The sequence below is a fragment of the Paraburkholderia yinzeri genome (assembly GCF_046581065.1).
Taxonomy (GTDB): domain Bacteria; phylum Pseudomonadota; class Gammaproteobacteria; order Burkholderiales; family Burkholderiaceae; genus Paraburkholderia.
On the sequence record NZ_JBFOCJ010000003.1, the window covers coordinates 554,207 to 574,152 of the forward strand.

The 19,946-nt window shown below is 63.1% G+C and carries 28 protein-coding genes; 26 read left to right on the forward strand and 2 right to left on the reverse strand.

The window, feature by feature from the left end:
* Positions 1–118 precede the first annotated feature (118 nt).
* From WJ542_RS29290 to WJ542_RS29345, 12 genes are all read left to right on the forward strand, one after another.
* The gene (locus WJ542_RS29290) at positions 119–1,006 is read left to right on the forward strand and encodes a GPO family capsid scaffolding protein (RefSeq protein WP_411193047.1); all 888 of its coding nucleotides are present in this window, start codon (positions 119–121) and stop codon (positions 1,004–1,006) included.
* Between the two features lie 36 nt (positions 1,007–1,042).
* The gene (locus tag WJ542_RS29295; protein ID WP_411193048.1) at positions 1,043–2,053 is read left to right on the forward strand and encodes a phage major capsid protein, P2 family; all 1,011 of its coding nucleotides are present in this window, start codon (positions 1,043–1,045) and stop codon (positions 2,051–2,053) included.
* Positions 2,050–2,775: a phage terminase small subunit gene (gene gpM, locus WJ542_RS29300; RefSeq protein ID WP_411193543.1), complete on the forward strand. Its 726-nt coding sequence runs from the start codon at positions 2,050–2,052 to the stop codon at positions 2,773–2,775. The genes WJ542_RS29295 and gpM overlap by 4 nt, the downstream gene beginning before the upstream one ends.
* 99 nt (positions 2,776–2,874) lie before the next feature.
* Entirely contained in the window at positions 2,875–3,357 is a 483-nt protein-coding gene (locus WJ542_RS29305) for a head completion/stabilization protein (protein WP_411193049.1), read from the forward strand.
* Positions 3,357–3,563 carry a tail protein X gene (locus WJ542_RS29310; protein WP_411193050.1) on the forward strand — a complete coding sequence of 69 codons (207 nt, stop codon included), beginning with the start codon at positions 3,357–3,359 and terminating at the stop codon, positions 3,561–3,563. Before WJ542_RS29305 ends, WJ542_RS29310 begins: the two co-directional genes overlap by 1 nt.
* 17 nt (positions 3,564–3,580) lie before the next feature.
* Positions 3,581–3,925, forward strand: coding sequence for a putative holin (locus WJ542_RS29315; RefSeq protein WP_411193051.1), 345 nt, complete (start codon positions 3,581–3,583; stop codon positions 3,923–3,925).
* Position 3,926: 1 nt separating this feature from the next.
* A complete protein-coding gene (locus tag WJ542_RS29320; RefSeq protein WP_411193052.1) occupies positions 3,927–4,211 on the forward strand; it encodes a phage holin family protein in 285 nt (94 codons plus the stop codon).
* Positions 4,208–5,014, forward strand: a complete 807-nt coding sequence (locus WJ542_RS29325; RefSeq protein ID WP_411193053.1) for an N-acetylmuramidase domain-containing protein — start codon at positions 4,208–4,210, stop codon at positions 5,012–5,014. Before WJ542_RS29320 ends, WJ542_RS29325 begins: the two co-directional genes overlap by 4 nt.
* Entirely contained in the window at positions 5,011–5,442 is a 432-nt protein-coding gene (lysB, locus tag WJ542_RS29330; protein WP_411193054.1) for an Rz-like lysis system protein LysB, read from the forward strand. The genes WJ542_RS29325 and lysB overlap by 4 nt, the downstream gene beginning before the upstream one ends.
* Positions 5,333–5,563 (forward strand): Rz1-like lysis system protein LysC, encoded by a 231-nt coding sequence (gene lysC, locus WJ542_RS29335; protein ID WP_411193055.1) that lies wholly within the window; start codon positions 5,333–5,335, stop codon positions 5,561–5,563. The genes lysB and lysC overlap by 110 nt, the downstream gene beginning before the upstream one ends.
* Entirely contained in the window at positions 5,556–5,969 is a 414-nt protein-coding gene (locus WJ542_RS29340) for a phage tail protein (RefSeq protein WP_411193056.1), read from the forward strand. The genes lysC and WJ542_RS29340 overlap by 8 nt, the downstream gene beginning before the upstream one ends.
* Positions 5,966–6,445, forward strand: a complete 480-nt coding sequence (locus WJ542_RS29345; protein ID WP_411193057.1) for a phage virion morphogenesis protein — start codon at positions 5,966–5,968, stop codon at positions 6,443–6,445. The genes WJ542_RS29340 and WJ542_RS29345 overlap by 4 nt, the downstream gene beginning before the upstream one ends.
* 136 nt (positions 6,446–6,581) lie before the next feature.
* On the opposite strand, the gene WJ542_RS29350 is transcribed toward WJ542_RS29345, so the two are convergent.
* A complete protein-coding gene (locus WJ542_RS29350) occupies positions 6,582–6,752 on the reverse strand; it encodes a hypothetical protein (RefSeq protein ID WP_411193058.1) in 171 nt (56 codons plus the stop codon).
* Positions 6,753–7,207: 455 nt separating this feature from the next.
* Complete coding sequence (locus tag WJ542_RS29355; protein ID WP_411193059.1) at positions 7,208–8,446, reverse strand: hypothetical protein; 1,239 nt, start codon at positions 8,444–8,446, stop codon at positions 7,208–7,210.
* Between the two features lie 286 nt (positions 8,447–8,732).
* Between WJ542_RS29355 and WJ542_RS29360 the strand changes: the two genes are divergently transcribed.
* The 14 genes from WJ542_RS29360 to WJ542_RS29425 all read left to right on the forward strand — a co-directional run bounded on the left by WJ542_RS29360 (position 8,733) and on the right by WJ542_RS29425 (position 19,902).
* Positions 8,733–9,425: a phage baseplate assembly protein V gene (locus WJ542_RS29360; RefSeq protein ID WP_411193060.1), complete on the forward strand. Its 693-nt coding sequence runs from the start codon at positions 8,733–8,735 to the stop codon at positions 9,423–9,425.
* Positions 9,422–9,784 carry a GPW/gp25 family protein gene (locus WJ542_RS29365; protein WP_411193061.1) on the forward strand — a complete coding sequence of 121 codons (363 nt, stop codon included), beginning with the start codon at positions 9,422–9,424 and terminating at the stop codon, positions 9,782–9,784. Before WJ542_RS29360 ends, WJ542_RS29365 begins: the two co-directional genes overlap by 4 nt.
* Positions 9,781–10,701, forward strand: coding sequence for a baseplate J/gp47 family protein (locus tag WJ542_RS29370; protein ID WP_411193062.1), 921 nt, complete (start codon positions 9,781–9,783; stop codon positions 10,699–10,701). Before WJ542_RS29365 ends, WJ542_RS29370 begins: the two co-directional genes overlap by 4 nt.
* Complete coding sequence (locus WJ542_RS29375; protein WP_411193063.1) at positions 10,694–11,248, forward strand: phage tail protein I; 555 nt, start codon at positions 10,694–10,696, stop codon at positions 11,246–11,248. Before WJ542_RS29370 ends, WJ542_RS29375 begins: the two co-directional genes overlap by 8 nt.
* An 11-nt stretch (positions 11,249–11,259) precedes the next feature.
* Positions 11,260–12,711: a phage tail protein gene (locus tag WJ542_RS29380; protein WP_411193064.1), complete on the forward strand. Its 1,452-nt coding sequence runs from the start codon at positions 11,260–11,262 to the stop codon at positions 12,709–12,711.
* 11 nt (positions 12,712–12,722) lie between these two features.
* Positions 12,723–13,148: a phage tail assembly chaperone gene (locus tag WJ542_RS29385; RefSeq protein WP_411193065.1), complete on the forward strand. Its 426-nt coding sequence runs from the start codon at positions 12,723–12,725 to the stop codon at positions 13,146–13,148.
* Positions 13,149–13,197: 49 nt separating this feature from the next.
* Complete coding sequence (locus tag WJ542_RS29390; RefSeq protein WP_411193066.1) at positions 13,198–13,530, forward strand: hypothetical protein; 333 nt, start codon at positions 13,198–13,200, stop codon at positions 13,528–13,530.
* Between the two features lie 65 nt (positions 13,531–13,595).
* Complete coding sequence (locus WJ542_RS29395; protein ID WP_411193067.1) at positions 13,596–14,768, forward strand: phage tail sheath protein; 1,173 nt, start codon at positions 13,596–13,598, stop codon at positions 14,766–14,768.
* Positions 14,769–14,795: 27 nt separating this feature from the next.
* Positions 14,796–15,305: a phage major tail tube protein gene (locus WJ542_RS29400; RefSeq protein WP_411193068.1), complete on the forward strand. Its 510-nt coding sequence runs from the start codon at positions 14,796–14,798 to the stop codon at positions 15,303–15,305.
* A 28-nt stretch (positions 15,306–15,333) separates the two neighbouring features.
* The gene (locus WJ542_RS29405) at positions 15,334–15,675 is read left to right on the forward strand and encodes a phage tail assembly protein (RefSeq protein ID WP_411193069.1); all 342 of its coding nucleotides are present in this window, start codon (positions 15,334–15,336) and stop codon (positions 15,673–15,675) included.
* A gap of 8 nt (positions 15,676–15,683) precedes the next feature.
* Complete coding sequence (locus tag WJ542_RS29410) at positions 15,684–15,806, forward strand: GpE family phage tail protein (protein ID WP_411193070.1); 123 nt, start codon at positions 15,684–15,686, stop codon at positions 15,804–15,806.
* Complete coding sequence (locus WJ542_RS29415) at positions 15,799–18,405, forward strand: phage tail tape measure protein (RefSeq protein ID WP_411193071.1); 2,607 nt, start codon at positions 15,799–15,801, stop codon at positions 18,403–18,405. The genes WJ542_RS29410 and WJ542_RS29415 overlap by 8 nt, the downstream gene beginning before the upstream one ends.
* Before the next feature lie 19 nt (positions 18,406–18,424).
* The gene (locus tag WJ542_RS29420; RefSeq protein WP_411193072.1) at positions 18,425–18,841 is read left to right on the forward strand and encodes a phage tail protein; all 417 of its coding nucleotides are present in this window, start codon (positions 18,425–18,427) and stop codon (positions 18,839–18,841) included.
* Positions 18,838–19,902, forward strand: a complete 1,065-nt coding sequence (locus WJ542_RS29425) for a phage late control D family protein (RefSeq protein WP_411193073.1) — start codon at positions 18,838–18,840, stop codon at positions 19,900–19,902. Before WJ542_RS29420 ends, WJ542_RS29425 begins: the two co-directional genes overlap by 4 nt.
* Positions 19,903–19,946 lie beyond the last annotated feature (44 nt).

A 19,946-nucleotide genomic window follows, 5' to 3' on the forward strand; every position in this document is an offset into this window, starting at 1 on the left:
GCGCGTGCGCAGCGTTGCCGTTTGTGCCCGGCCCATCCACTGAGGCGCCTGATTGCCCACTCGCTTTCATCCCGGCAACATTCGGTTACACGATCCAAACAGATGGAGTCCAAACTAAATGAACGGTCAACCGGGCAACACGAATCACGCGAGCACGTCGAAGTGGTTCCGCGTCGCCGTTGAAGGTGCGACGACGGACGGCCGCAGCATCTCGCGCGACTGGATCGCACAGATGGCGAAGAACTACAGCCCGACGCTGTACGGCGCCCGTGTGAACCTCGAACACATTCGCGGCGTGCTGCCCGATGGCCCGTTCAACGCGTACGGCGACGTTCTCGCGCTCGACGCGCGCGACGAGTCGGGCGAGTTCTCGGGCAAGGTCGGTCTGTACGCCCAGATTTCACCGACGCCCTCGCTCGTGGCGATGACCAAGGCGCGGCAGAAGGTGTTCACGTCGATCGAAGTCGACCCCTCGTTCGCGGATTCGAAACAGGCCTATCTCGTAGGCCTTGCCGTGACCGACAGCCCCGCGAGCCTCGGCACCGACATGCTGGCGTTTTCGGCCGGGCAGGTTGCGAAGGGCGAAGCCAGCCCGCTCGCTGCGCGCAAGCTCGGCCCCGACAACCTGTTCAGTGCGGCCGCCGAAACCGTGATCGAGTTCGAGCCGGCCACCGAGCCCGGCGCTGGCGTCGCCTCCCTGTTTGCGAAAGTGACCGAAGCCCTCGGCCTCGCGAAGAAGAAGGGCGCCGCAGACGACACGCGATTCGCCGATGTGGCGCAGGCGGTCGAAGCGCTCGCGAACCACGGCCGCGATCAGGCCGAACGCGTCGCCGATTTCGCCTCGCAGCTCGACGCGGTGCGCACCGAGCTCGCCGCAGAAAAGAAAGCCCGCGAAGCGGCCGACACGGCGTTCGCCGAGCTCAAGGTGACGCTCTCGCAACAGGGCAGCGGTGCGCAGCGTCCCGCCGTGACCGGCCAGAACGCTGGCATCAAGACCGACTGCTAACCGGCCACCGACCCCAACATCCCGGAGAATCCACCCATGCGCAACGAAACCCGGCACGCCTTCAACGCCTACCTGAGCGCGATCGCGCAGCTCAACGGCATCGAGAATGCGGCCGCGAAATTCGCGGTCGACCCGAGCGTGCAGCAGACCCTCGAAAACCGCATCACCGAGTCGAGTGAATTCCTCGGCAAGATCAACGTGATCGGCGTGGCCGAGCAGCAGGGCCAGAAACTTGGCCTCGGCGTGGGCTCGCCGATCGCGAGTACCACCGACACGAGCACGAAGGACCGCACGACCGTCGACGCCAGCGACCTCGACCCGAACGGCTATTTCTGCACGCAGACGAATTTCGACACACACCTCACGTACGCGAAGCTCGACGCGTGGGCGAAGTTTCCCGACTTCCAGACGCGCATTCGTGATGCGATCGTGAAGCGTCAGGCGCTCGACCGCATCTGTATCGGCTTCAACGGCACGAGCCGCGCGCCGAGCTCGGACCGCAACGCGAATCCGCTGCTGCAGGACGTGAACAAGGGCTGGCTGCAGAAGTACCGGGAGCAGGCCGCCGAGCGCGTGCTCAAGGAAGTGGCGAAGGGCACGGGCAAGGTGACGGTCGGCGCCGGCGGCGATTACAAAACGCTCGATGCGCTCGTGTACGACGCGCTGTCGAGTCTCGTCGAGCCGTGGTATCGCGATGATACGGGCCTCGTCGTGATCTGCGGCCGTGGGCTGCTGCACGACAAGTATTTCCCGATCCTCAACACGCAGCAGGCGCCGACCGAGCAGATGGCGGCCGACATGATCGTGAGCCAGAAGCGCATCGGCGGCCTGCCGGCCGTGTCAGTGCCGTACTTCCCGGCGAACGCACTCATGATCCAGCGCCTCGACCACCTGTCGATTTACTGGCAGGAGGGCGGTCGCCGCCGCGCCGTGGAGGACAACCCGAAGCGCGACCGGATCGAAAACTACGAATCGTCCAACGACGCCTACGTGGTCGAAGACTTCGGCTCGGGCTGCGTGGTCGAAAACATCGCAATCGCGGCCTGAGCATGACGAGCCCCGCACGCCGCCATTACGAGCAGGTACGGGCCGCGAAGGATGCGGCCCGCACGGAGCCCGGCAAACTGCCCGCCGGCGCGAGCCACTATGAGCTGATGCTCGTGAAGCTCACCGCCGACCGGCGGCGCCTGAAAGCCGTGCAGTCTGTCGCGCGCAAGGTCGAAGTCAAGCGCGAAGTGCTGCCCGAATATGCCGACTACGTGGCCGGCACGCTCGAAGGCGGGCGGGGCGGTCAGGACGATGTGCTGATGACCGTGCTGATCTGGCGCATCGACGCGGGCGACTACGCCGGCGCGCTGGAAATCGCGCGTTACGCGCTGCGCCACGGCCTGACGCTGCCCGACCACTATGAGCGCTCGGCGGCCGCCGCGATCGCCGAAGAATTCGCCGACGCCGCGCTCGCGGCGCTGCGCGACGGCGGCACGTTTGACGCCGACCAGCTCAACGAAGTGCGCGAGCTCACGGAAGCGGCCGACATGCACGACCCGATCCGCGCCAAGCTGCACAAGGCGCTCGGCCTGGCCTCGATGCAGCGGATCAGCGACGACCAGCTCGACGACGCCCGCGACCGGGCGCGCGCCGCGCAGGCCGTCCAGAACCTTCAAACGTCGCTGCGGCTCGATGCCCGTGCCGGCGTGAAACAGACCATCGCCCGACTGGAAAAGATGTTGGGCGAAGCGGACGGCCGCCGATCGGCCGCCTGCGTGTAAAGAGCCCCCCGGCAATGGCGGCACCGGCGTTCACTCCCAACACCTGACGGCAACGGGATTCGAACGCCGGTCCACCGCCACCTCTTCAACGCCCCGGACATGAGCAGCTTTCTCGCCACTGCAGACACGACCAGCGGCACCGCGCCGGCGCCGCCGACCACGCTCGAAAACGACGGATGGTTTCCCGATATCGAGCTCGCCGAACTGCGCGAGGAAACGCGCCTTGACGGCACCGTGACCGACACGCGCCTGCGCGCGGCCGCGCTCGATGCGATGGCGAGCTGCAACGCCGAGCTGGGCTCGTGGCAGGTCTCGCAGGTTGCCGCCGGCCATTCCGACCTCGCGAGCGTGCCGGCGCCGAAGCTCGGCGGCCAGAGCACGCACGTCATTCGTTACCGCCGCGCGATTTTCAACCTCGTGCGCGCGGACCTCACCGAGCAGTATCGCGGCTACGACTCGACGAAATCGGGCGGCCAGGCGGCAGAAGCGCTCGAAGAAACGATCTGCGAAGCGCGGCGCAATGTCCGCATCGCGCTTGCCGACATTCGCGGCATCCGCCGCACTACCGTCGAGCTGATCTGATGAACGTGACTGCACTCCAGGGCGATACGGTCGACGCGATCTGCTGGCGTTACTACGGCCGCACCGACGCCACGGTCGAGGCGGTGCTCGAAGCGAATGCGGGCCTAGCAGATCTCGGCGCCGTGCTGCCGATCGGAACGGTCGTTTATCTGCCCGACCTCGACACCGTGCCGAGCACGGCCCCCTTGTTGCAACTGTTTGACTGACCCCAGGAGCCGAACGCATGGCCGAACCGAACACCACCACCGCTGCAGCCGTGTCAGCTGCGATCGGGCTCGCAGGCCTCGCACCGGGTATCGACGGCAACGCCCTGATCGGGGCATTCACGGGCGCGGCGCTCGTGGTCGTCACCTCGAAGGATCTCGGCGTCCTGAAGCGCGCCGCGTACCTGCTGATTTCGCTCGTGATGGGCTACCTCGCCGCGCCGGAAATCGTCAACGCGACGCCGATCCGTTCCACTGGCGTAGCGGGATTCTTCGCGGCCGCGCTCGTGATCACGGTCACGCTGCAGCTGATCGAGCGCATCAAGACGGTCGACCTGCTGGCGTTCCTGAAGAAAGGGGGCTGACATGCACATCACCCTCGCGATGATCGCGCCGCTTGTCGCACAACTTGCGCAGCTCGCCGCCGTGCTGCTCCTGCTCACGTACCGTCGCAACGGCGCGCGCCACCGGCATCACGTCTCCTGGCTCGCCTGGCTGCTTGTGGTCGTGCTGGGCGGCTCGTCGATCGAGCTGGCGCTACACGCGAAGCAGGTCGGATTTTTTGAAGCCGGCAAGGCGGTTCTGCTGGCCCTGTTCGTCTTTTGCGCGCGCGGCAACGTCGCGCGGCTTCTGCGGAGTGACACCCCATGAAAACGCACCGCCTCGGCGACATTGGCGCCGATGTTGGCCTGTTGCAGTCACGCCTGAACCGCGCCGGCTTCGCGCTCGCTGTTACGCACGTCTACGACGCCGCCACCGAAACTGCGGTGCGCGCGCTGCAGACGAAAACCGGCCTCGTGGTCGACGGCATCGCCGGCCCCAAGACTTACGCCGCGCTCGCCACCGGCCAGCGCGATCCGAAGCACCTCGCCGACGCCGACCTCGTGCGCGCGGCCGACTCCCTCGGCGTGCCGCTTGCGTGCGTGCGGGCCGTGAACGAAGTGGAGTCGACCGGCTCAGGCTATCTCGTCGACGGCCGCCCGAAAATCCTGTTCGAGCGGCATGTGTTCCGGCGTCGGCTAAAGGCGCGCGGCATCGATCCGGCGCCGCTCGCTGCGAAGTATCCGAACATCGTTTCGCAGACGCCCGGCGGCTATCAGGGCGGCGCGGCGGAATACACGCGGCTGGCGACGGCCGAACTGATCGATCCAGCCGCTGCCTACGAGTCGGCGAGCTGGGGCGCGTTTCAGGTCATGGGCGAGAACTGGCAGCGCCTGGGCTATGCCAGCGTCGACGATTTCGTCGCCCACATGGAGAACAGCGAAGCCGACCAGCTCGATGCGTTTGTGCGCTTCGTGGCGGTTGACAGCGGGCTCGTCGCGGCGCTCAAGGCCCGGAAGTGGGCGACCTTCGCCAAGGGCTACAACGGCCCGAATTACGCGGCCAATCTCTACGACGTGAAGCTCGCCCGCGCGTATGACCGCTACGCCGAATCCGAACAGGCGGCCGCATGAGCCTCACCGCGAAAATCCTCGCTGGCCTGCTTGTGCTGGTCGCGCTCGACCTCGGCGTGGTGTACGTGCGCGCGCTGCACGCGGAGCTGGCCGAACGCACGCAGCAGCTCGACGACGCACGGCAGGGCATCGCCGACCGTGACGACGCCATCAAACGCCTTCAGGACGATGCCGCCGACAAGGCAAAGCAACAGCAACAGCTCGACCGCGCACGATCGGCGATCGCCTCACAGCTCGACACCGCACTGCAGGAAAACCGGAGACTCAGGGATGAAAACGCCGAGGTTCGCGCATGGGCTGATACACCTTTGCCTTTTGATGTTGCCCGCCTGCACAACACCCCCGCCCAGACCGGCGCCGGCGATTACGCTGCAGCAGTGTCAGACCGTGCCGCGCTGCACGCTCCCGGCGATGGCACCGCGCACTAACGGCGAGCTCGACGACGCGCTGACCATCGCGCGCGCCGCCTGGGCATCCTGCGCGGCGATCGTCGACATGGTGTTCGATTGCCAGCATAAGGGAGAGCAGGGGAGCGCGCCGCATGATTAAGCCCGCGAGCCTGCGCGCGGCGATCGTCAGGGCGATTCCTTCGCTCGCTGCCAACCCGGACAAGCTGACCGTGTTCATTGACGCCGGCTCGATTGCGGCGACGAGCGCGCGCTCGCTCTCGTTCGAGTATCGCTATACGTGCAATGTGATGCTGCTCGATTTCGCGGGCGACTCCGACGAGCTGTTCGTCGCGATCGTCGAATGGACGCGCGCGTATCAGGCCGATCTTTTTCTGAATCCCGACGAACGCGCGAACGGTATCACCTACGAAGTCGACATTCTCGATAACGCAACGGTCGACGTATCGGTCAAGCTGCAGCTGACCGAGAGCGTCGTCGTCAGGCGGGCCGACGACGGCACGCGAACGATTGAACACGTCGACGATTCGCAGGGCTGGCCGACATGACGGACGAGCTGCAGGCCGTCGAAAGATGGGCCGGCTCGCTGCTCGCCCAGCTCGCGCCGGCCGCGCGCCGGAAAGTCATGCTCGATATCGCGCGCGAGCTGCGGCGCAGTCAACAGGCCCGCATCGCCGCGCAGCAAGACCCTGACGGCACCGCGTACACACCGCGCAAGGTGAAGGCTCAGAAGGGTGGTAAGAGGTTGCGCGGCAAGCGCGGCCGCATCAAACGCGCGGCGATGTTTGCAAAGCTGCGCACGGCACGTTACATGCAGGTCGAAGCAACACCCACCGGCCTCGCGATTGGCTTCGCCGGCCGCGTCGCGCGGATCGCACGCGTTCACCAGCTCGGCGAGTTGGATCGCGTCTCACCGGCCGGCCCTGAAGTGCGCTATGCGGCCCGTGTCCTGCTCGGCTTTACCGATGCCGATAGAGAGCTGATTCGCGACAGGCTGCTCAAGCACATCATCGACATCCCTTAAACGTCGGTTCCGGATCGACCTTCGCCCGTGCTGGGCGCGGATTGGCCGGCTTCTGCTTTGCGAAAAGATGGAATGGGTGGTCGACGACGAATTGGTTGTACTGCAGCACAACGTTCCTTGCGGCCTCTTTGAAAGGCTAACGATCGGGCAAATGCTCGATCACTTCTCGATGCTCCTCAACGACTTGCCGAAGGATATCGCGTGTGTCCCGCTTGCCTTCGGGAGCGGCGATGTCGATCTTTCTGCGTGGACGAATCTTGACGCGTGGCTTGAGCGTTACTCCGTCGAGCTTACGGGGCGCAGTCATGGGATCTCCGAGTCAAAAGTCAGCAAACGGGCGGTCAGGTCCGTTGACGCGCTGCCTGTCTCCGCAGCTCACGGTCTCGCACTTTTACGATTCTTGCCGATACCTCCGCATGCATCGTGTGCCGCCAAGCTTCGTCAGCATGCCGATAAGCCGCGTTCAAGGTATGCGCGGTCCGTTGCTTCGCCTCGGGCGTTGAGGCAAACACGGACGCAAATGCAGAAAATGCACGACGCACAGTCTTGGTGACCATAGTGTCCACCGCAGTGAAATCGATGTTGAAAGTCTAGACGCTTTCTCGCATGTTGGGATGTTGTGCGTCCACCTAGTATTGCGATAGCGCTATCTATGCGCAATACATAATTACATTTACACTACTCGGGGCCAAGACCGGTCAATCCACGGCGAACAACTGAGCGTCCGCCACGTGATTCAACGTCTAAAATGACGTCCGACGCTTACCGCAACGTGAGCAAAGCGAGATAATCGAGAACTCTCGTTGCGACGGTTGACGAAAAAACGGGCTTTTCGCTAAGGCTCCAAATAAATCTGCGGAATGGGAATTGTTTGATTTTGATTGTAAATATCATTTCCACTTTTTCAGAATTTGGAATTGATTTGTGAATACCTATAAATCCATCTCCGCCGATATATATTTTTATCCGAACATCGCCCCTCTTAACCACAATCTCCTTGGCCTCTGCGGTAATGACTATCTTCCTTTCGGGTGTTTCGTGTTTATTTAATTTGGCAACCTTTCGCTCTAAGCTAACGCCAATTTTTGTTAAAAATAAAATTGTTTGCTTGGCATGAATCGCATTGCCAATGGAAATATTTAGAGGGCGTTTTTTTGATGTTTTGCTTCTCGCAATCGGCCACTCAATATATTCGGAAATAATATTTCCCCACAATGCAACCCCCATTGATAGCAAATAACGAATACCTTTTGGCAGCACTGCAAACTTCGATATCACAAATCGATATGATTTGTGCATCCAGAGGGAAAGATAAAACCCCGCGATTCCCTTATAAGAAGTGATTTTCAGCCTTATGCGCTTTCGCTTTAGCCTCTCTCTTTCCGAAAATCGATCTATCAGCGAAAAATTATGCACAGTCGCATCTCCATGCGTCGAGCTTTCCTCGAACCCTGCATAAAGAGACAATTTCGCAAATTTCTTCCATTTGCCCACCGGGTTTTTGTAAAATGCCTCCAAATTCAAATATGCGCTGGGGCTGATCGCGCCGTGGTGTAATTTCTCTTGCGCCATTTCTAGAACTATGGTCTTAGAAGATTTGTTTGGAACCGCAAAGGGTGCAGGCGGGAGGCGCTTTACCGATATAACATCCTCTCTGCTTATGGGCATCTCTTCCAAATTTGCGATTGGAAACAAATCCAATACGGATGCCTCTAGCATCCGAGAATCATAAATTTTTAGAAAAATATCCTCTACGCGGCCAAGCTTATTTCTGTGGTTAAAAATATCGAACTGAATAACAAGCGACGATAGATACGTATAGTCGGCCTTGTTTTTCTTGTACACAAGATAGATGCGGTCGCCAATAACAAATTTTGGCTTGAACCGCAGCACATACGTATCAATAAAGGTATATGCCCCAAGCAAACCACCAACTATGCCCAGTGCTGTAGATATACCTTTCACGATGTGAGCTGCGCTCATAATCGACTGTGGGCTCATTGCTGTTCTGGTTCGGTAGTTATAAAGCTCGTCCTCGAAATTGTTCTTGGCCTGCGAGCGCCAGCTTACCACTGGGCAATATCCGCGGCACGACTCAGTATGAATACACTGTCCGCCGGACTGAACGTGCAGCTTCCCGCTCCTGAGCAGGCCATCGACCAAGCGGGGAACTGAAGCGGATCGGTAAGCGGCCTTTCTCCGGAAATCTGCGCAGGGCTTTTGTACCCGGACCGGTAACGCATGCCGCTGCTCGCCCCGCGCACGCGCGGCCGGCAACATGGGCGGTATGGATGCCAACGAAACCCGCCGCCTCATCGTCAACCTGATCCGCAAAGGATCTGTGATCGACGTTGACCTCACGAGCAACCCGCCGACGTGCCGGGTATCCGTTGGCGACCCTGCCGACACCGACAATCCCGGACTCACAACGAACTGGATTCCGTTTCTCGCGCTGCGCGCCGGCACAACCCGCGAATGGAACCCGCTCACGAAAGGCGAAAGGGTTCTGCTTCTGTGTCCGATGGGCGACCCCGCCCAGGGCGTCGCCGTCGCTGGCCTGAATGCCGACGACACGCCGCCGCCGAGCACCAGCCCCGACAAGCACCTGCGCCGTTACCCGGACGGCGCCGAGCTCGAATACGACCATGCAGCACACGCCCTCAAAGCGACGCTGCCGGCCGGCGCGACCGTGCTGATCGTCGCACCGGGCGCCGTGAACGTGCAAACCAAACAGGCGACCGTACAGGCCGAGACGATCACGCTCGACGGCGACGCAACCGTGACGAAATCGCTCACGGTTAAAGGCCCGTTTGCGTTCGAATCCGGCATGACGGGCACGGGCGGCGAAGGCGGCGGCGCGACCATGAAGATCAACGGCGCGGCCGACTTTACGGGCGAAGTGAAATCGCAAGGCATCAGCCTGCCGAAACACACGCACCGCGAGCAGGGCGACGGTCAACTCGTGAGCGAACCACAATGAAAGGCCTGAACGTCACGACGGGCCGCGCGATCAGCGGGCTCGATCACCTGTATCAGTCGATCGGACAAATCCTGTCGACACCGCTCGCCTCGCGCGTCAAGCGCCGCACGTTTGGCTCGGACATTCCCGACCTGATCGACGCCCCGAACAATGGCGCGACGCGCACCCGCGTGTATGCGGCGATCGCGACCGCGCTTATGCGATGGGAACCGCGCCTGACGCTCACGCGCGTCCAGCTCGCAACCGACACCGACGATGCAGGGCAGGGCGTGCAGGTCGTCGACATTGAAGGCGCGACCACCGAGACCGGAGAGACGGTCAAGGCAAGCGTCCCAATCGCAAACGGGGCCGCAGCGTGAGCGCGACGCCGATCGACCTTTCGCAACTCCCGGTTCCCGATATCGTCGAGTTGATCGACTACGAGACGCTGCTCGCGCAACGTAAGGCGCGGCTCGTGTCGCTCTATCCGGCCGAAGAACAGACCGAAGTCGCGGCGACGCTTGAGCTCGAATCGGAGCCGATGGTGAAGCTCCTGCAGGAGAACGCGTACCGCGAGGTTGTGCTTCGTCAGCGTGTGAACGACGCGGCGCGCGCCGTCATGCTGGCCTATGCAGAAAACGGCGACCTCGAACAGCTCGCCGCGTTCTTCGATCTGGAGCGTCTGACGATCACGCCGGCCGATCCGGTACACGGTATCGTGGCCGTCATGGAAAGCGACAGCGACCTGCGCTATCGCACGCAGCTCGCGCCGTCGAGTCTGTCTGTCGCCGGCCCTGAGAGCGCGTACATCAAGCACGCGCGCGATGCTGATGGCCGCGTGCTCGATGCAACGGCCATGAGCCCGTCGCCGTGTCAGGTGCTCGTTACCGTGCTTTCGCGCATCGGCGACGGCTCCGTGCAGGACGGCGACGGTATTCTAGAAGCCGTGCGCGACGCGCTTTCGAAAGACGACGTGCGCCCGCTCACCGACGAAGTGCTCGTGCAGGGAGCGCAAATCAATGGTTACGCCGTCGACGCGACGCTCATTTTCTTCGCTGGCCCCGATCGTTCTGTCGTGCTCGCGCAGGCAAACAAGGCCGTGAAAAAGTACACCGACGACATGCACCGGCTCGGCATGGAAATTACGCGAGACGGCATCTTTGCGGCCGCGCGTCAGCCCGGCGTGCAGAAGGTCATTCTGCGTACCCCCGCGGCGGATATGCCGTCGACCAAGCAACAGGCGCCTTTCTGCACGGATATCAGCCTGATCGACGGCGGGGTGTACAGCAATGAGTAGTCGCACGACCTCACTGCTCCCGCCGAACGCGAGCCGGCACGAGCGCAACCTCGCCGCGACGAACGCGGCGATCAGCGATATCGACGTGCCGCTGCGCTTGCTCATGAACCCGGCAACCATCCGGCTCGATCTGCTGCCGTGGCTCGCGTGGCACCTCGGCGTCGATACGTGGAAAGACTACTGGCCCGAAAGCGTGAAGCGCGATCGCGTCAGGAAGGCGATCCCAATCGCACGCAGGAAGGGCACCGCGGCGGCCGTACGCGAAGTCGTCGCCACATTTGGCGCCAACCTCGTGCTGCGCGAGTGGTTCGAGATGACGCCTCGCGGCACGCCCGGCACGTTCGACATTGTGATGACTGTCACCGCGCGCAACGGTGAGCCCGCAACGGCCGAATACGTCGCCGACATCATCGCGGAAATCGAACGCACGAAGCCCGTCCGCGCGCATTACACGTTCACGCAGGGCTATTCGATGCAGGGGCGCTTTGGCGTCGCGGCCGCCGCACGGCCCGCCCTGTATCGCCGCCTCACCCTCTCGGATATCTGACGAATCTGACCATGGCCGGAACCCTCATCACGATTTCAGACGCCTTTCGCGCGGCGCTCGTCGCCTCGGGCAACACCGGAACGAACGCCCACAAGGTCACAAAGATCGGCCTGTGCAATGCCGCCTTTGACGCGTCGAACAGGAAGCTGACCGCGCTCCCGAACGAGCTCAAGCGTATCGACACGTTCGGCGGGCAGAACATCGATGCCGACACGATTCACGTCACGCTGCAGGACAGCACCGCCGAGCAGTACACGCTTTGGGGCTTCGGGTTCTATCTCGAAGACGGCACGCTTGCTGCGTACTACAGCCAGCAGGCTGCAGACGGCCCGATCATGGAGAAGTCGCCGGCGGCGCAGCTGCTGCTTTCCGTCGACGTTCAGTTCGCATCGATCGATGCCGCGGCGCTGTCCTTTCCGTCCGCTTCGTTCCTGAATCCACCGGCGGGCGAGGACATACAGGGCGTGATCGAGCTCGCCACGCAGGCCGAAGTCGATGCTGGCACCGATGACGCGCGCGCTGTGACGCCGAAGAAGGCGGCCACGCGATACGCGCCGAAGAATTCGCCGAAGCTCAGCGGGCGCGTATTGATCGCCACGACCGCCGACGACGGTACGAACACGTTGCAGGTCGCGGGCGGCGTGAAACAGGCCAGCTCGACCATCGACGGCGGCGCAGGCCTGAGCGCGCTGTATCTGTCCAACAACGGCAAAACGCGCTGGATGCTGGGCAAGCGTGACACCGCCGAAACGGGCAACAACGCCGGCGGTGAATTCTTCCTCGGTGCCTGGAAAGACGACGGAACACAGGTAAGTGTCCTGACAGTTTCGCGTGCCTCGCAGGTCGCATCGTTCAACCAGCGCCCTGTGTTCAACGGGGCTACGCCGTGGGATACCGCCAACCTCAACCCCGCGAACTATGCGACGACCGCCGACCGCGACGCGACCAATGGCCAGGTCAGCGCCAAGGTGAACAGGAGCGGTGACACGATGACGTCCCGGCTTTCCATCGCGCCGACCGGGAGCCAGGGCGACTTCGGCATGCGCTCCGGGGATGGATGGTGGACGTATATCCGCGCCCGCAACGGGGGCGGCCTCGAAGTCATCAACAACGGCTACAGCGCCGTCACGGCGTGGTTCGACAACAGCGGCCGCCTGTATAGCAACGGCGGCTTCCAGGCGGGCGGGGCGCAGTTCAACAACGACGGCAACATCTACATGCCGTTCCGCGGCCAGTGGATCAGCGACGTGATCGGCGACCTCTACGCGTGGCGCGACAACCTGAACGCCGGCAAGGCCGACCGCAATGCGAATTGCCAGTGGAATTCCGGGGCATGGGAAGGCGCCGCATTCACTGGCGCAAACCAGCGTCAGGATTGCCCGTCGCCCTACGTCATGGTCGGGCAGTTTCTTGACCCCGGCGGCTACTGGCACATGCGCGGCATTGTTCTGCGCAACAACTAAAGGGGGCCTCTATGGGCATCAGTTGCAAGCGGTTTTCTCACGACCTGCTGGCTGCAACGTTGACGCACATGCTCGGCGTGCAATCCGGCGTCGACTTCTGCGTCGGGCATCCCGTCGACGCATCAGGCAAGCAGACCGGCGAGCCGGCGATCGCGGCCTGGTACAGCGCGACGGTCCCGCAACCCGACATGCTGGCTGTGACCCGGCACTTCCGCGATAACCGGACCGAGGTCCGCGGCATCGTCATGCGGCGCGTGCGCGACAACATGCTCCGGCTGACCGATGCGCGGGTGATCGTCCCGCCGGATGCACCCGATCCGGTCAAGGCGCAGGCCGCGCAATGGCAAGCGTACCGGCAGGCGCTACGGGACATTACGGAGCATCCGGGTTTCCCGATTGATGTTGAGTGGCCAGAGGCGCCCGGCCCGCTGATCTAGTTCCGCTTGACACATCAATCCATCTATCCCTGAAACGGAACCTCAAAACATGGCACTCAGAAAGCAGATTCTCGTCGCATTGAACGGCGCACCGGCAACGGTTCACCGTGTCGATAACGTCACGCTCAACAAGCTCACCAACTTGACGTTTGCCGTCGTCTCGTGCTTCTACAGCGAGGACGCACTCAAGCAGGGCCTCAACCCGCTCGCACAGGTTTCGATCCAGCTCGACGGCATCCCGGCGAACGGGCAGAACGCCTTCGATTTCGCAGAGGCAGCGCTGGCCGCGCCGGCGCCGGATGACGTGACGGTCAATCCGGTTGTCACGCAATTCGGCGCCGACCGCTACGCGTTCGCCGGCGCCGAAGTGCTCGACCTGTAATTCGACCTGCAGTTCGACCTGAAACCGGGTACATCCCGTTTCCTCTCACCTTAGGAGTACAAAACATGCCGCAGGACTACCACCACGGGGTACGCGTCACCGAAGTCAACGAAGGGACGCGCCCGATCCGTTCGGTATCGACCGCGATCGTCGGTATCGTCTGCACGGCCGAGGATGCCGACGCGGCGACGTTCCCGCTCGATACGCCCGTGCTGATCACGAACGTCGTGTCGGCGCTCGGCAAGGCCGGCACGAAGGGCACGCTGTACAAGACGCTCGACGGCATCGGCAAGCAGACGAAGCCGATCACGGTTGTCGTGCGCGTCGCGGAAGGCAAGGACGATGCGGAGACTACGAGCAACGTGATCGGCACCGTGACCGCTGACGGCAAATACACCGGCATGAAGGCCCTGCTCACGGCGCAGGCGAAGGTCGGCGTCAAGCCCCGCATCATCGGTGCGCCGAACCTCGATTCACAGGCCGTCGCAACCGCGCTCGCCAGCACCGCGCAATCGCTGCGCGCCTTCGCCTACGTGTACGCCTACGGCTGCAAGACGAAGGAAGAGGCCACCACGTACCGCAAGCAGTTCAGCCAGCGCGAAGTGATGGTGATCTGGCCGAATTTCCTCGCATGGGATGAAGCGACCAGCGAAACGGTCGAAGTGCCGTCGACGGCCTACGCCCTCGGCCTGCGCGCGAAGATCGACAACGATACGGGCTGGCACAAGACGATTTCGAATGTCGGCGTGAACGGCGTAACGGGCATCAGCCAGGACGTTTTCTGGGATCTGCAGGATCCGGCGACGGACGCGGGCTATCTCAACGAAGCGGACGTAACGACCCTCATCAACCGCGACGGCTATCGCTTCTGGGGCTCGCGCACCTGTTCCGACGATCCGCTGTTCATGTTCGAGAACTACACGCGCACCGCGCAGGTTATCGCCGACTCGATCGCCGACGCTCAAATGCCCGTCGTCGACGGGCCGCTGAATCCCTCGCTGCCGCGCGACGTCATCGAAGGTATCAACCGATGGTTTCGCGAGCAGACGAGTAACGGCTATTTGGTCGGAGGTAGCTCGTGGTGGGATTCGGAGCCGAACACGCAGGACGTGCTGAAGTCCGGCAAGGCGTACATCGACTACGACTATACGCCCGTGCCGCCACTCGAAAACCTGATGCTGCGCCAGCGCATCACCGACCGCTACCTCGCCGACTTCGCCTCGCGCGTCACGGCATAACGACGGCCCAACACAGGAGAAAATTCGATGGCTCTCCCGAGCAAACTGAAGGGGTTCAACCTCTTTCACAACGGCGAAAACTTCGCCGGCAAGGTCGCCGAAGTGGCGCTGCCGAAGCTGACCCGCAAGATGGAGGCCTATCAGGGCGGCGGCATGAGCGGCCCGATCAAGATCGATTTCGGCCAGGAGGGTATCCAGATGGAATGGACCGCCGCCGGCTTCCTGAAATCGGTCCTGCAGTCTTACGGCACGCTCAAGCACGACGGCGTGCTGCTGCGCTTCGCCGGCGGCTATCAGGCCGAAGACTCGGCCTCAATCGATGCGATCGAAGTCGTCGTGCGCGGCCGCCACATGGAAATCGACCCCGGCACGGCGAAGGCGAAGGAAGACACTGCGTTCAAGGTGACGACCGTGGCGAGCTACTACAAGCTGACCGTGAACGGCGAAACGATCATTGAAATCGACTTCGTGAACATGATCGAGAACATCAACGGCACCGACCTGATGCAGACGCTTCGCACGGCGATCGGCCTCTAACGGTCACAACCTCCCATAGCTGGATACCATGAAAAACACGAACGAAACCGATGCAGTTTCCACGCCGCCCGCTGCTGACCCGAACACGCTCACGCTCGACACGCCGATCGTGCGCGGCAAGCAGACGATCACCGAAATCACGCTGCGCAAGCCGCAATCGGGCGAGCTGCGCGGCGTCTCGCTCTCCGACCTTGTGAGCCTCGACGTGTCGGCGCTCTCGAAGGTGCTGCCGCGTATCAGCTCGCCGACGCTCACTGAGCACGATGTCGCCCAGCTCGACCCCGCCGACCTCGTGCAGCTGGGGGGTATCTTCGCCGGTTTTTTGATGCCGAAGGCCGTGAAGGCGAGCATGGCCTCCCTGACCGCGTAGAAGATGCGATGGCCGATATCGCGACGGTTTTCGGATGGGAACCGCCGCTGATGGACGGTTTCGGCCTGGCTGAACTGATGGACTGGCGCGAGCGTGCGCGCGTGAGAAGCGGAACCGGAAACGATGGATAACGCCCTGAAGCTTCGCGTCATGTTCGACGCGATCGACAACCTGACGAAGCCCCTGAAAAACATCCTCGCCGGTAACAAGGGGCTCGCGAGCTCGCTCAAGGAAACGCGGCGCGAGCTGACCGAGATGGGCAAGACGCAGAAGACCGTCGGCGAGTTCCGCGAGGTGCGCAAGGGGCTCGCCGCGACCGCCACGCAGCTCAACGCGGCGCGCGGCCGCGTGGGCGAACTGGCCGCCTCGATGCGCTCGACCTCGAACCCGTCGCGCCAGATGGCGGCCGATTTCGAGAAGGCAAAGCAGGAGGCCACGCGCCTCACCACCGAACACGGGCGGCAATCGACGCGCGTGCGCGAGCTGCGCGACCAGCTCGCGACCGCCGGCGTGAACACGCGCAACCTGTCGCAGCACGAGCGCGACCTGCGCGGCAACATCGCGGCCACGACGGCGACCATGAAAGACCAGATGGCGAAGCTCGAAGCGATCGGCGAGCGCGAGAAGCGCGTCGCGGCCGCGCGCAGGAGCATGGAGAAAATGCAGGGCGTCGCCGCCGGTATGGCCGTAGGCGGCTACGCGGCGCGCTCGACCGGCACGCACATTTTCGGCGACCTGCGCGAATCGCTCGACGAGTCGAAGGAGTTCGAGCGCGAGGCGATGCGGATCAAGGCGCTCGGCCTCGGCGATCACGCGTCGGCCGATGCCGTGAAGTACGCCCGCGCGATGAAGCAGTACGGCGTCGCGACGACCGACAACGTGCTCATGATGCGCGACGCCCTGAGCATCTTCGCCGACGAGCATCACGCCCAGATGGTGATGCCCACGCTCTCGAAAATGAAGTTCGCCAACGATTCGATGTATGGCGCCGAGGACGCACACGCGAACGAAGAAAAGTTCATGAACATGCTGAAGGTGATCGAGCTGCGCGGCGGCACGAAGAACGAAGCAACGTTCAAGGACGAAGCGAACATGGTGCAGAAAGTCATCACGGCGACCGGCGGCCGTGTCGGCGGCGACCAGTGGCGCGATTTCATCCAGACGGGCGGCGTCGCGGCCAAGCAGATGCGCAAGGATGCCTTTTACTACCAGATGGAGCCGCTGATTCAGGAGATGGGCGGCCACGCCGTAGGCACGGGCCTGATGTCCGCATATAGCAACGCGTACCAGGGCAAAACCACGGTACGGGCCGCGAAACAGATGATGGCGCTCGGCCTGCTCGATCCGAAGATGGTCGAATACACGAAGATCGGCACGATCAAGCAGGTCAAACCGGGCGCACTTGCCGGCGGCGACCAGCTCAAGGCGTCGCCGCTCGAATGGCTCGAAAAGGTGCTGCTCCCGAAGCTCGCGGCGAAGGGCATCACTGACCCGGACAAGGTAAAGGACATGATCTCGACGATCTTTACCAACCGGACGGCCGCGAACCTGTTCACGACGATGTACATGCAGCGTGACCAGATTCACAAAAACGAGCGCCTGAATGCCGGCGCCGATGGGATCGACGATGCGGCCGCGAAGGGCGAACAGCTCACACAGGGCCGCGAGATTGCCGCGCTCACGCAGCTGCGCGACCTCAAGCTCGAAATCGGCGAGAAGATTTCACCGCTCTACAACTCGGCGCTGCAGGCGACGGCGACCGCAACCTCGAAAGTCGTCGGGTTCATGAAGGAACACGGCACGGCCGCGAAAGTGATGCTCACGGTACTTGCGGCACTCGCGGCGATTCTTGTCGTCGTCGGCACGCTGACGATTGCGCTCGCCGGCGTGCTCGGCCCAATGGCCATCGTGAAATTCAGCATGCAAACGCTCGGCATGCAGGGCGGTTTGCTCGCGCGCGGCCTCGGACTCGGCGCGAGCGCATTCCGCATGTTCGGCACCGCGGCAATGTTCGCCAGCCGCGCGATGCTCATGAATCCGATCGGCCTCGCGATCACCGCGGCCGTCGCAGTCATCGCCGGCGGCGCGTACCTGATTTACACGTATTGGGACCGGATTCGCGCCGGCGCCTTGTGGGCGTGGGACGGCATTCGCGGCGCATTCGCGGGCGGAATGGCATGGTTTGCCACGCTGCCGGCGCAGTTCGCCGAGTTCGGTACACACCTGATTTCGGGGCTCGTGAACGGCATCACGAACGGCCTCGGCACGGTCAAGGATGCGATCGTGAACGTCGCCAGCTCGACGGTCGGATGGTTCAAGGAAAAGCTCGGCATTCACAGCCCGAGCCGGGTTTTCGCCGAGCTGGGCGGGTTCGTCGCGCAGGGCGCCGCAATCGGCATGGAAGGCGAGCAGGGGCGCGTCGCCAGGGCCGCCGTCGCGATGGCGACCGTCGCGACGACGGCTTTCGGCGCACCCGCATTCGGCACCGGCGCAAGCGCCGCGACGGTCCCGCTCGTGCGTCCGACCGTACCGATCGACACCCGGCCGCCTGTTGTCGCTTCGCCGGCGGCGCAGGCGGCCGGCGCGAGCAGCGCGGGGGCGCCCATCATCAACATTTACCCGCAGGCCGGCGCCGATCCGCAGGCGATCGCGCGTGCCGTCGCGGCCGAGCTGGACCGCCGCGAGCGCGCGCAACGTTCGCGCCGGGTTTCCAGCCTGTCCGATCATTGAACCTGGAGGAGAGCGGCTCATGATGATGGCCCTCGATCAATTCGTTTTCAGTCTCGCGACGGCACCTTTTCGCGAGCTGCAGCGTCGCCGTAACTGGAAGCACCGAACCAGCTCGCGCGTGGGCGCCCGTGACGCGAGCCAGTACACCGGCCCCGGAGACGACTCGATCACCCTCAATGGAACCGTCGCGCAGGGCGAGTCGATCGGCTCGCGCGCCTCGATCAAGCAGCTCGCCGACATGGGCGACACGGGCGACGCGTATGTGCTCGTGGATGGAGTCGGCAACGTGTACGGCGCCTATGTCATCGAAGGCCTGGACGAAACGCAGACGTACCACACGGCCGAAGGCGTCGCGCGCAAGATTGAATTCACGCTGACCCTCAAGCGCGTCGACGATGACGCGCTTTCTGCCGTCAACGAGCGGGCCGTGAAATGACGGATATTGACCACTCGCGCGCCGGCCGCGTGCAACCGCAGGCCGACTACCGCGTAACGCTCGACGGTCGCGATCTGTCGGGCGCAATGGCGCCGTACCTCATCAGCCTGTCACTTTCAGAATCGCGCGCCGACGAAGCCGACACGCTCGACATTGTTCTCGACGACTCGAAAAACACGTTCGCGATTCCGAAGCGCGGCGCCGATATCAAGGTTGCACTCGGATGGGTGGGCGAGCCCCTTGTCGACAAGGGAACATTCACGGTTGACGAAGTGGAGCACAGCGGGGCGCCCGATATCATCACGATCCGCGCGCGATCGGCCTCGATGACCGAAGCCATGCACGAGCGGCGGGAACAGAGCTGGCACGCGCAGACGCTCGGCGCGATCGTGAACGCGATCGCCGGCCGGCACTCGCTCAAGCCGGCCGTCGCCGATGCACTCGCACAGATTGCGATCGCTCATATCGACCAGACGCAGGAAAGCGACATGTCGTTTCTGACGCGCCTCGCGCGCCGGTACGATGCCGTGATGAACGTGAAAGACCTGCGCCTTCTGTTCACGCCGATCGGCACCGGCAAGACGGTGAGCGGCAGGGCGTTCGACGTGCTGAACATCACGCGCAAAAGCGGCGACCAGCACCGTTACCACGTCTCACAACGCGAGAGCTATGCGGCTGTGCGCGCGCACTACCATTCGAACGGGCAGGGCAGGCGCAAATCGGTCGTCGTCGGCGGCAACAACAATCACAACGTCAAGGTATTGCCCGAGGACTACCCGAACGAAGCCGAAGCACGCGCGGCCGCCGAAGCCGAGCTGGCCCGCACGCAGCGCAGCCAGGCCACGCTCGACTACACGCTCGCACGCGGGCAGGCCGGGATATTCCCCGAGCTGCCCGTGACAGTTTCCGGCTTCAAACCCGAAATCGACGAAACGCCCTGGCTCGTAAAGAAGGCGACGCACACGCTCGGCGACGGCGGGTTCACAACCGCGCTCGAGCTCGAAGTGCGTGACGACCCGACGACCGACAGGCACCGGTCGCATTTCCGGCGCCCAGCCTGAACCTTATAAAAAGCGGGCATCGTCGGTTGTAATAACTTATATTT

Bases quoted from the DNA above. Each gene is read 5' to 3' on its own strand.
- WJ542_RS29290 (WP_411193047.1), top strand. From the start codon at position 119: ATGAACGGTCAACCGGGCAACACGAATCACGCGAGCACGTCGAAGTGG.
- WJ542_RS29295 (WP_411193048.1), top strand. From the start codon at position 1,043: ATGCGCAACGAAACCCGGCACGCCTTCAACGCCTACCTGAGCGCGATC.
- WJ542_RS29305 (WP_411193049.1), top strand. From the start codon at position 2,875: ATGAGCAGCTTTCTCGCCACTGCAGACACGACCAGCGGCACCGCGCCG.
- WJ542_RS29310 (WP_411193050.1), top strand. From the start codon at position 3,357: ATGAACGTGACTGCACTCCAGGGCGATACGGTCGACGCGATCTGCTGG.
- WJ542_RS29315 (WP_411193051.1), top strand. From the start codon at position 3,581: ATGGCCGAACCGAACACCACCACCGCTGCAGCCGTGTCAGCTGCGATC.
- WJ542_RS29320 (WP_411193052.1), top strand. From the start codon at position 3,927: ATGCACATCACCCTCGCGATGATCGCGCCGCTTGTCGCACAACTTGCG.
- WJ542_RS29325 (WP_411193053.1), top strand. From the start codon at position 4,208: ATGAAAACGCACCGCCTCGGCGACATTGGCGCCGATGTTGGCCTGTTG.
- lysB (WP_411193054.1), top strand. From the start codon at position 5,011: ATGAGCCTCACCGCGAAAATCCTCGCTGGCCTGCTTGTGCTGGTCGCG.
- lysC (WP_411193055.1), top strand. From the start codon at position 5,333: ATGTTGCCCGCCTGCACAACACCCCCGCCCAGACCGGCGCCGGCGATT.
- WJ542_RS29340 (WP_411193056.1), top strand. From the start codon at position 5,556: ATGATTAAGCCCGCGAGCCTGCGCGCGGCGATCGTCAGGGCGATTCCT.
- WJ542_RS29345 (WP_411193057.1), top strand. From the start codon at position 5,966: ATGACGGACGAGCTGCAGGCCGTCGAAAGATGGGCCGGCTCGCTGCTC.
- WJ542_RS29350 (WP_411193058.1), bottom strand. From the start codon at position 6,752: ATGACTGCGCCCCGTAAGCTCGACGGAGTAACGCTCAAGCCACGCGTC.
- WJ542_RS29355 (WP_411193059.1), bottom strand. From the start codon at position 8,446: ATGAGCCCACAGTCGATTATGAGCGCAGCTCACATCGTGAAAGGTATA.
- WJ542_RS29360 (WP_411193060.1), top strand. From the start codon at position 8,733: ATGGATGCCAACGAAACCCGCCGCCTCATCGTCAACCTGATCCGCAAA.
- WJ542_RS29365 (WP_411193061.1), top strand. From the start codon at position 9,422: ATGAAAGGCCTGAACGTCACGACGGGCCGCGCGATCAGCGGGCTCGAT.
- WJ542_RS29375 (WP_411193063.1), top strand. From the start codon at position 10,694: ATGAGTAGTCGCACGACCTCACTGCTCCCGCCGAACGCGAGCCGGCAC.
- WJ542_RS29380 (WP_411193064.1), top strand. From the start codon at position 11,260: ATGGCCGGAACCCTCATCACGATTTCAGACGCCTTTCGCGCGGCGCTC.
- WJ542_RS29385 (WP_411193065.1), top strand. From the start codon at position 12,723: ATGGGCATCAGTTGCAAGCGGTTTTCTCACGACCTGCTGGCTGCAACG.
- WJ542_RS29390 (WP_411193066.1), top strand. From the start codon at position 13,198: ATGGCACTCAGAAAGCAGATTCTCGTCGCATTGAACGGCGCACCGGCA.
- WJ542_RS29395 (WP_411193067.1), top strand. From the start codon at position 13,596: ATGCCGCAGGACTACCACCACGGGGTACGCGTCACCGAAGTCAACGAA.
- WJ542_RS29400 (WP_411193068.1), top strand. From the start codon at position 14,796: ATGGCTCTCCCGAGCAAACTGAAGGGGTTCAACCTCTTTCACAACGGC.
- WJ542_RS29405 (WP_411193069.1), top strand. From the start codon at position 15,334: ATGAAAAACACGAACGAAACCGATGCAGTTTCCACGCCGCCCGCTGCT.
- WJ542_RS29410 (WP_411193070.1), top strand. From the start codon at position 15,684: ATGGCCGATATCGCGACGGTTTTCGGATGGGAACCGCCGCTGATGGAC.
- WJ542_RS29415 (WP_411193071.1), top strand. From the start codon at position 15,799: ATGGATAACGCCCTGAAGCTTCGCGTCATGTTCGACGCGATCGACAAC.
- WJ542_RS29420 (WP_411193072.1), top strand. From the start codon at position 18,425: ATGATGATGGCCCTCGATCAATTCGTTTTCAGTCTCGCGACGGCACCT.
- WJ542_RS29425 (WP_411193073.1), top strand. From the start codon at position 18,838: ATGACGGATATTGACCACTCGCGCGCCGGCCGCGTGCAACCGCAGGCC.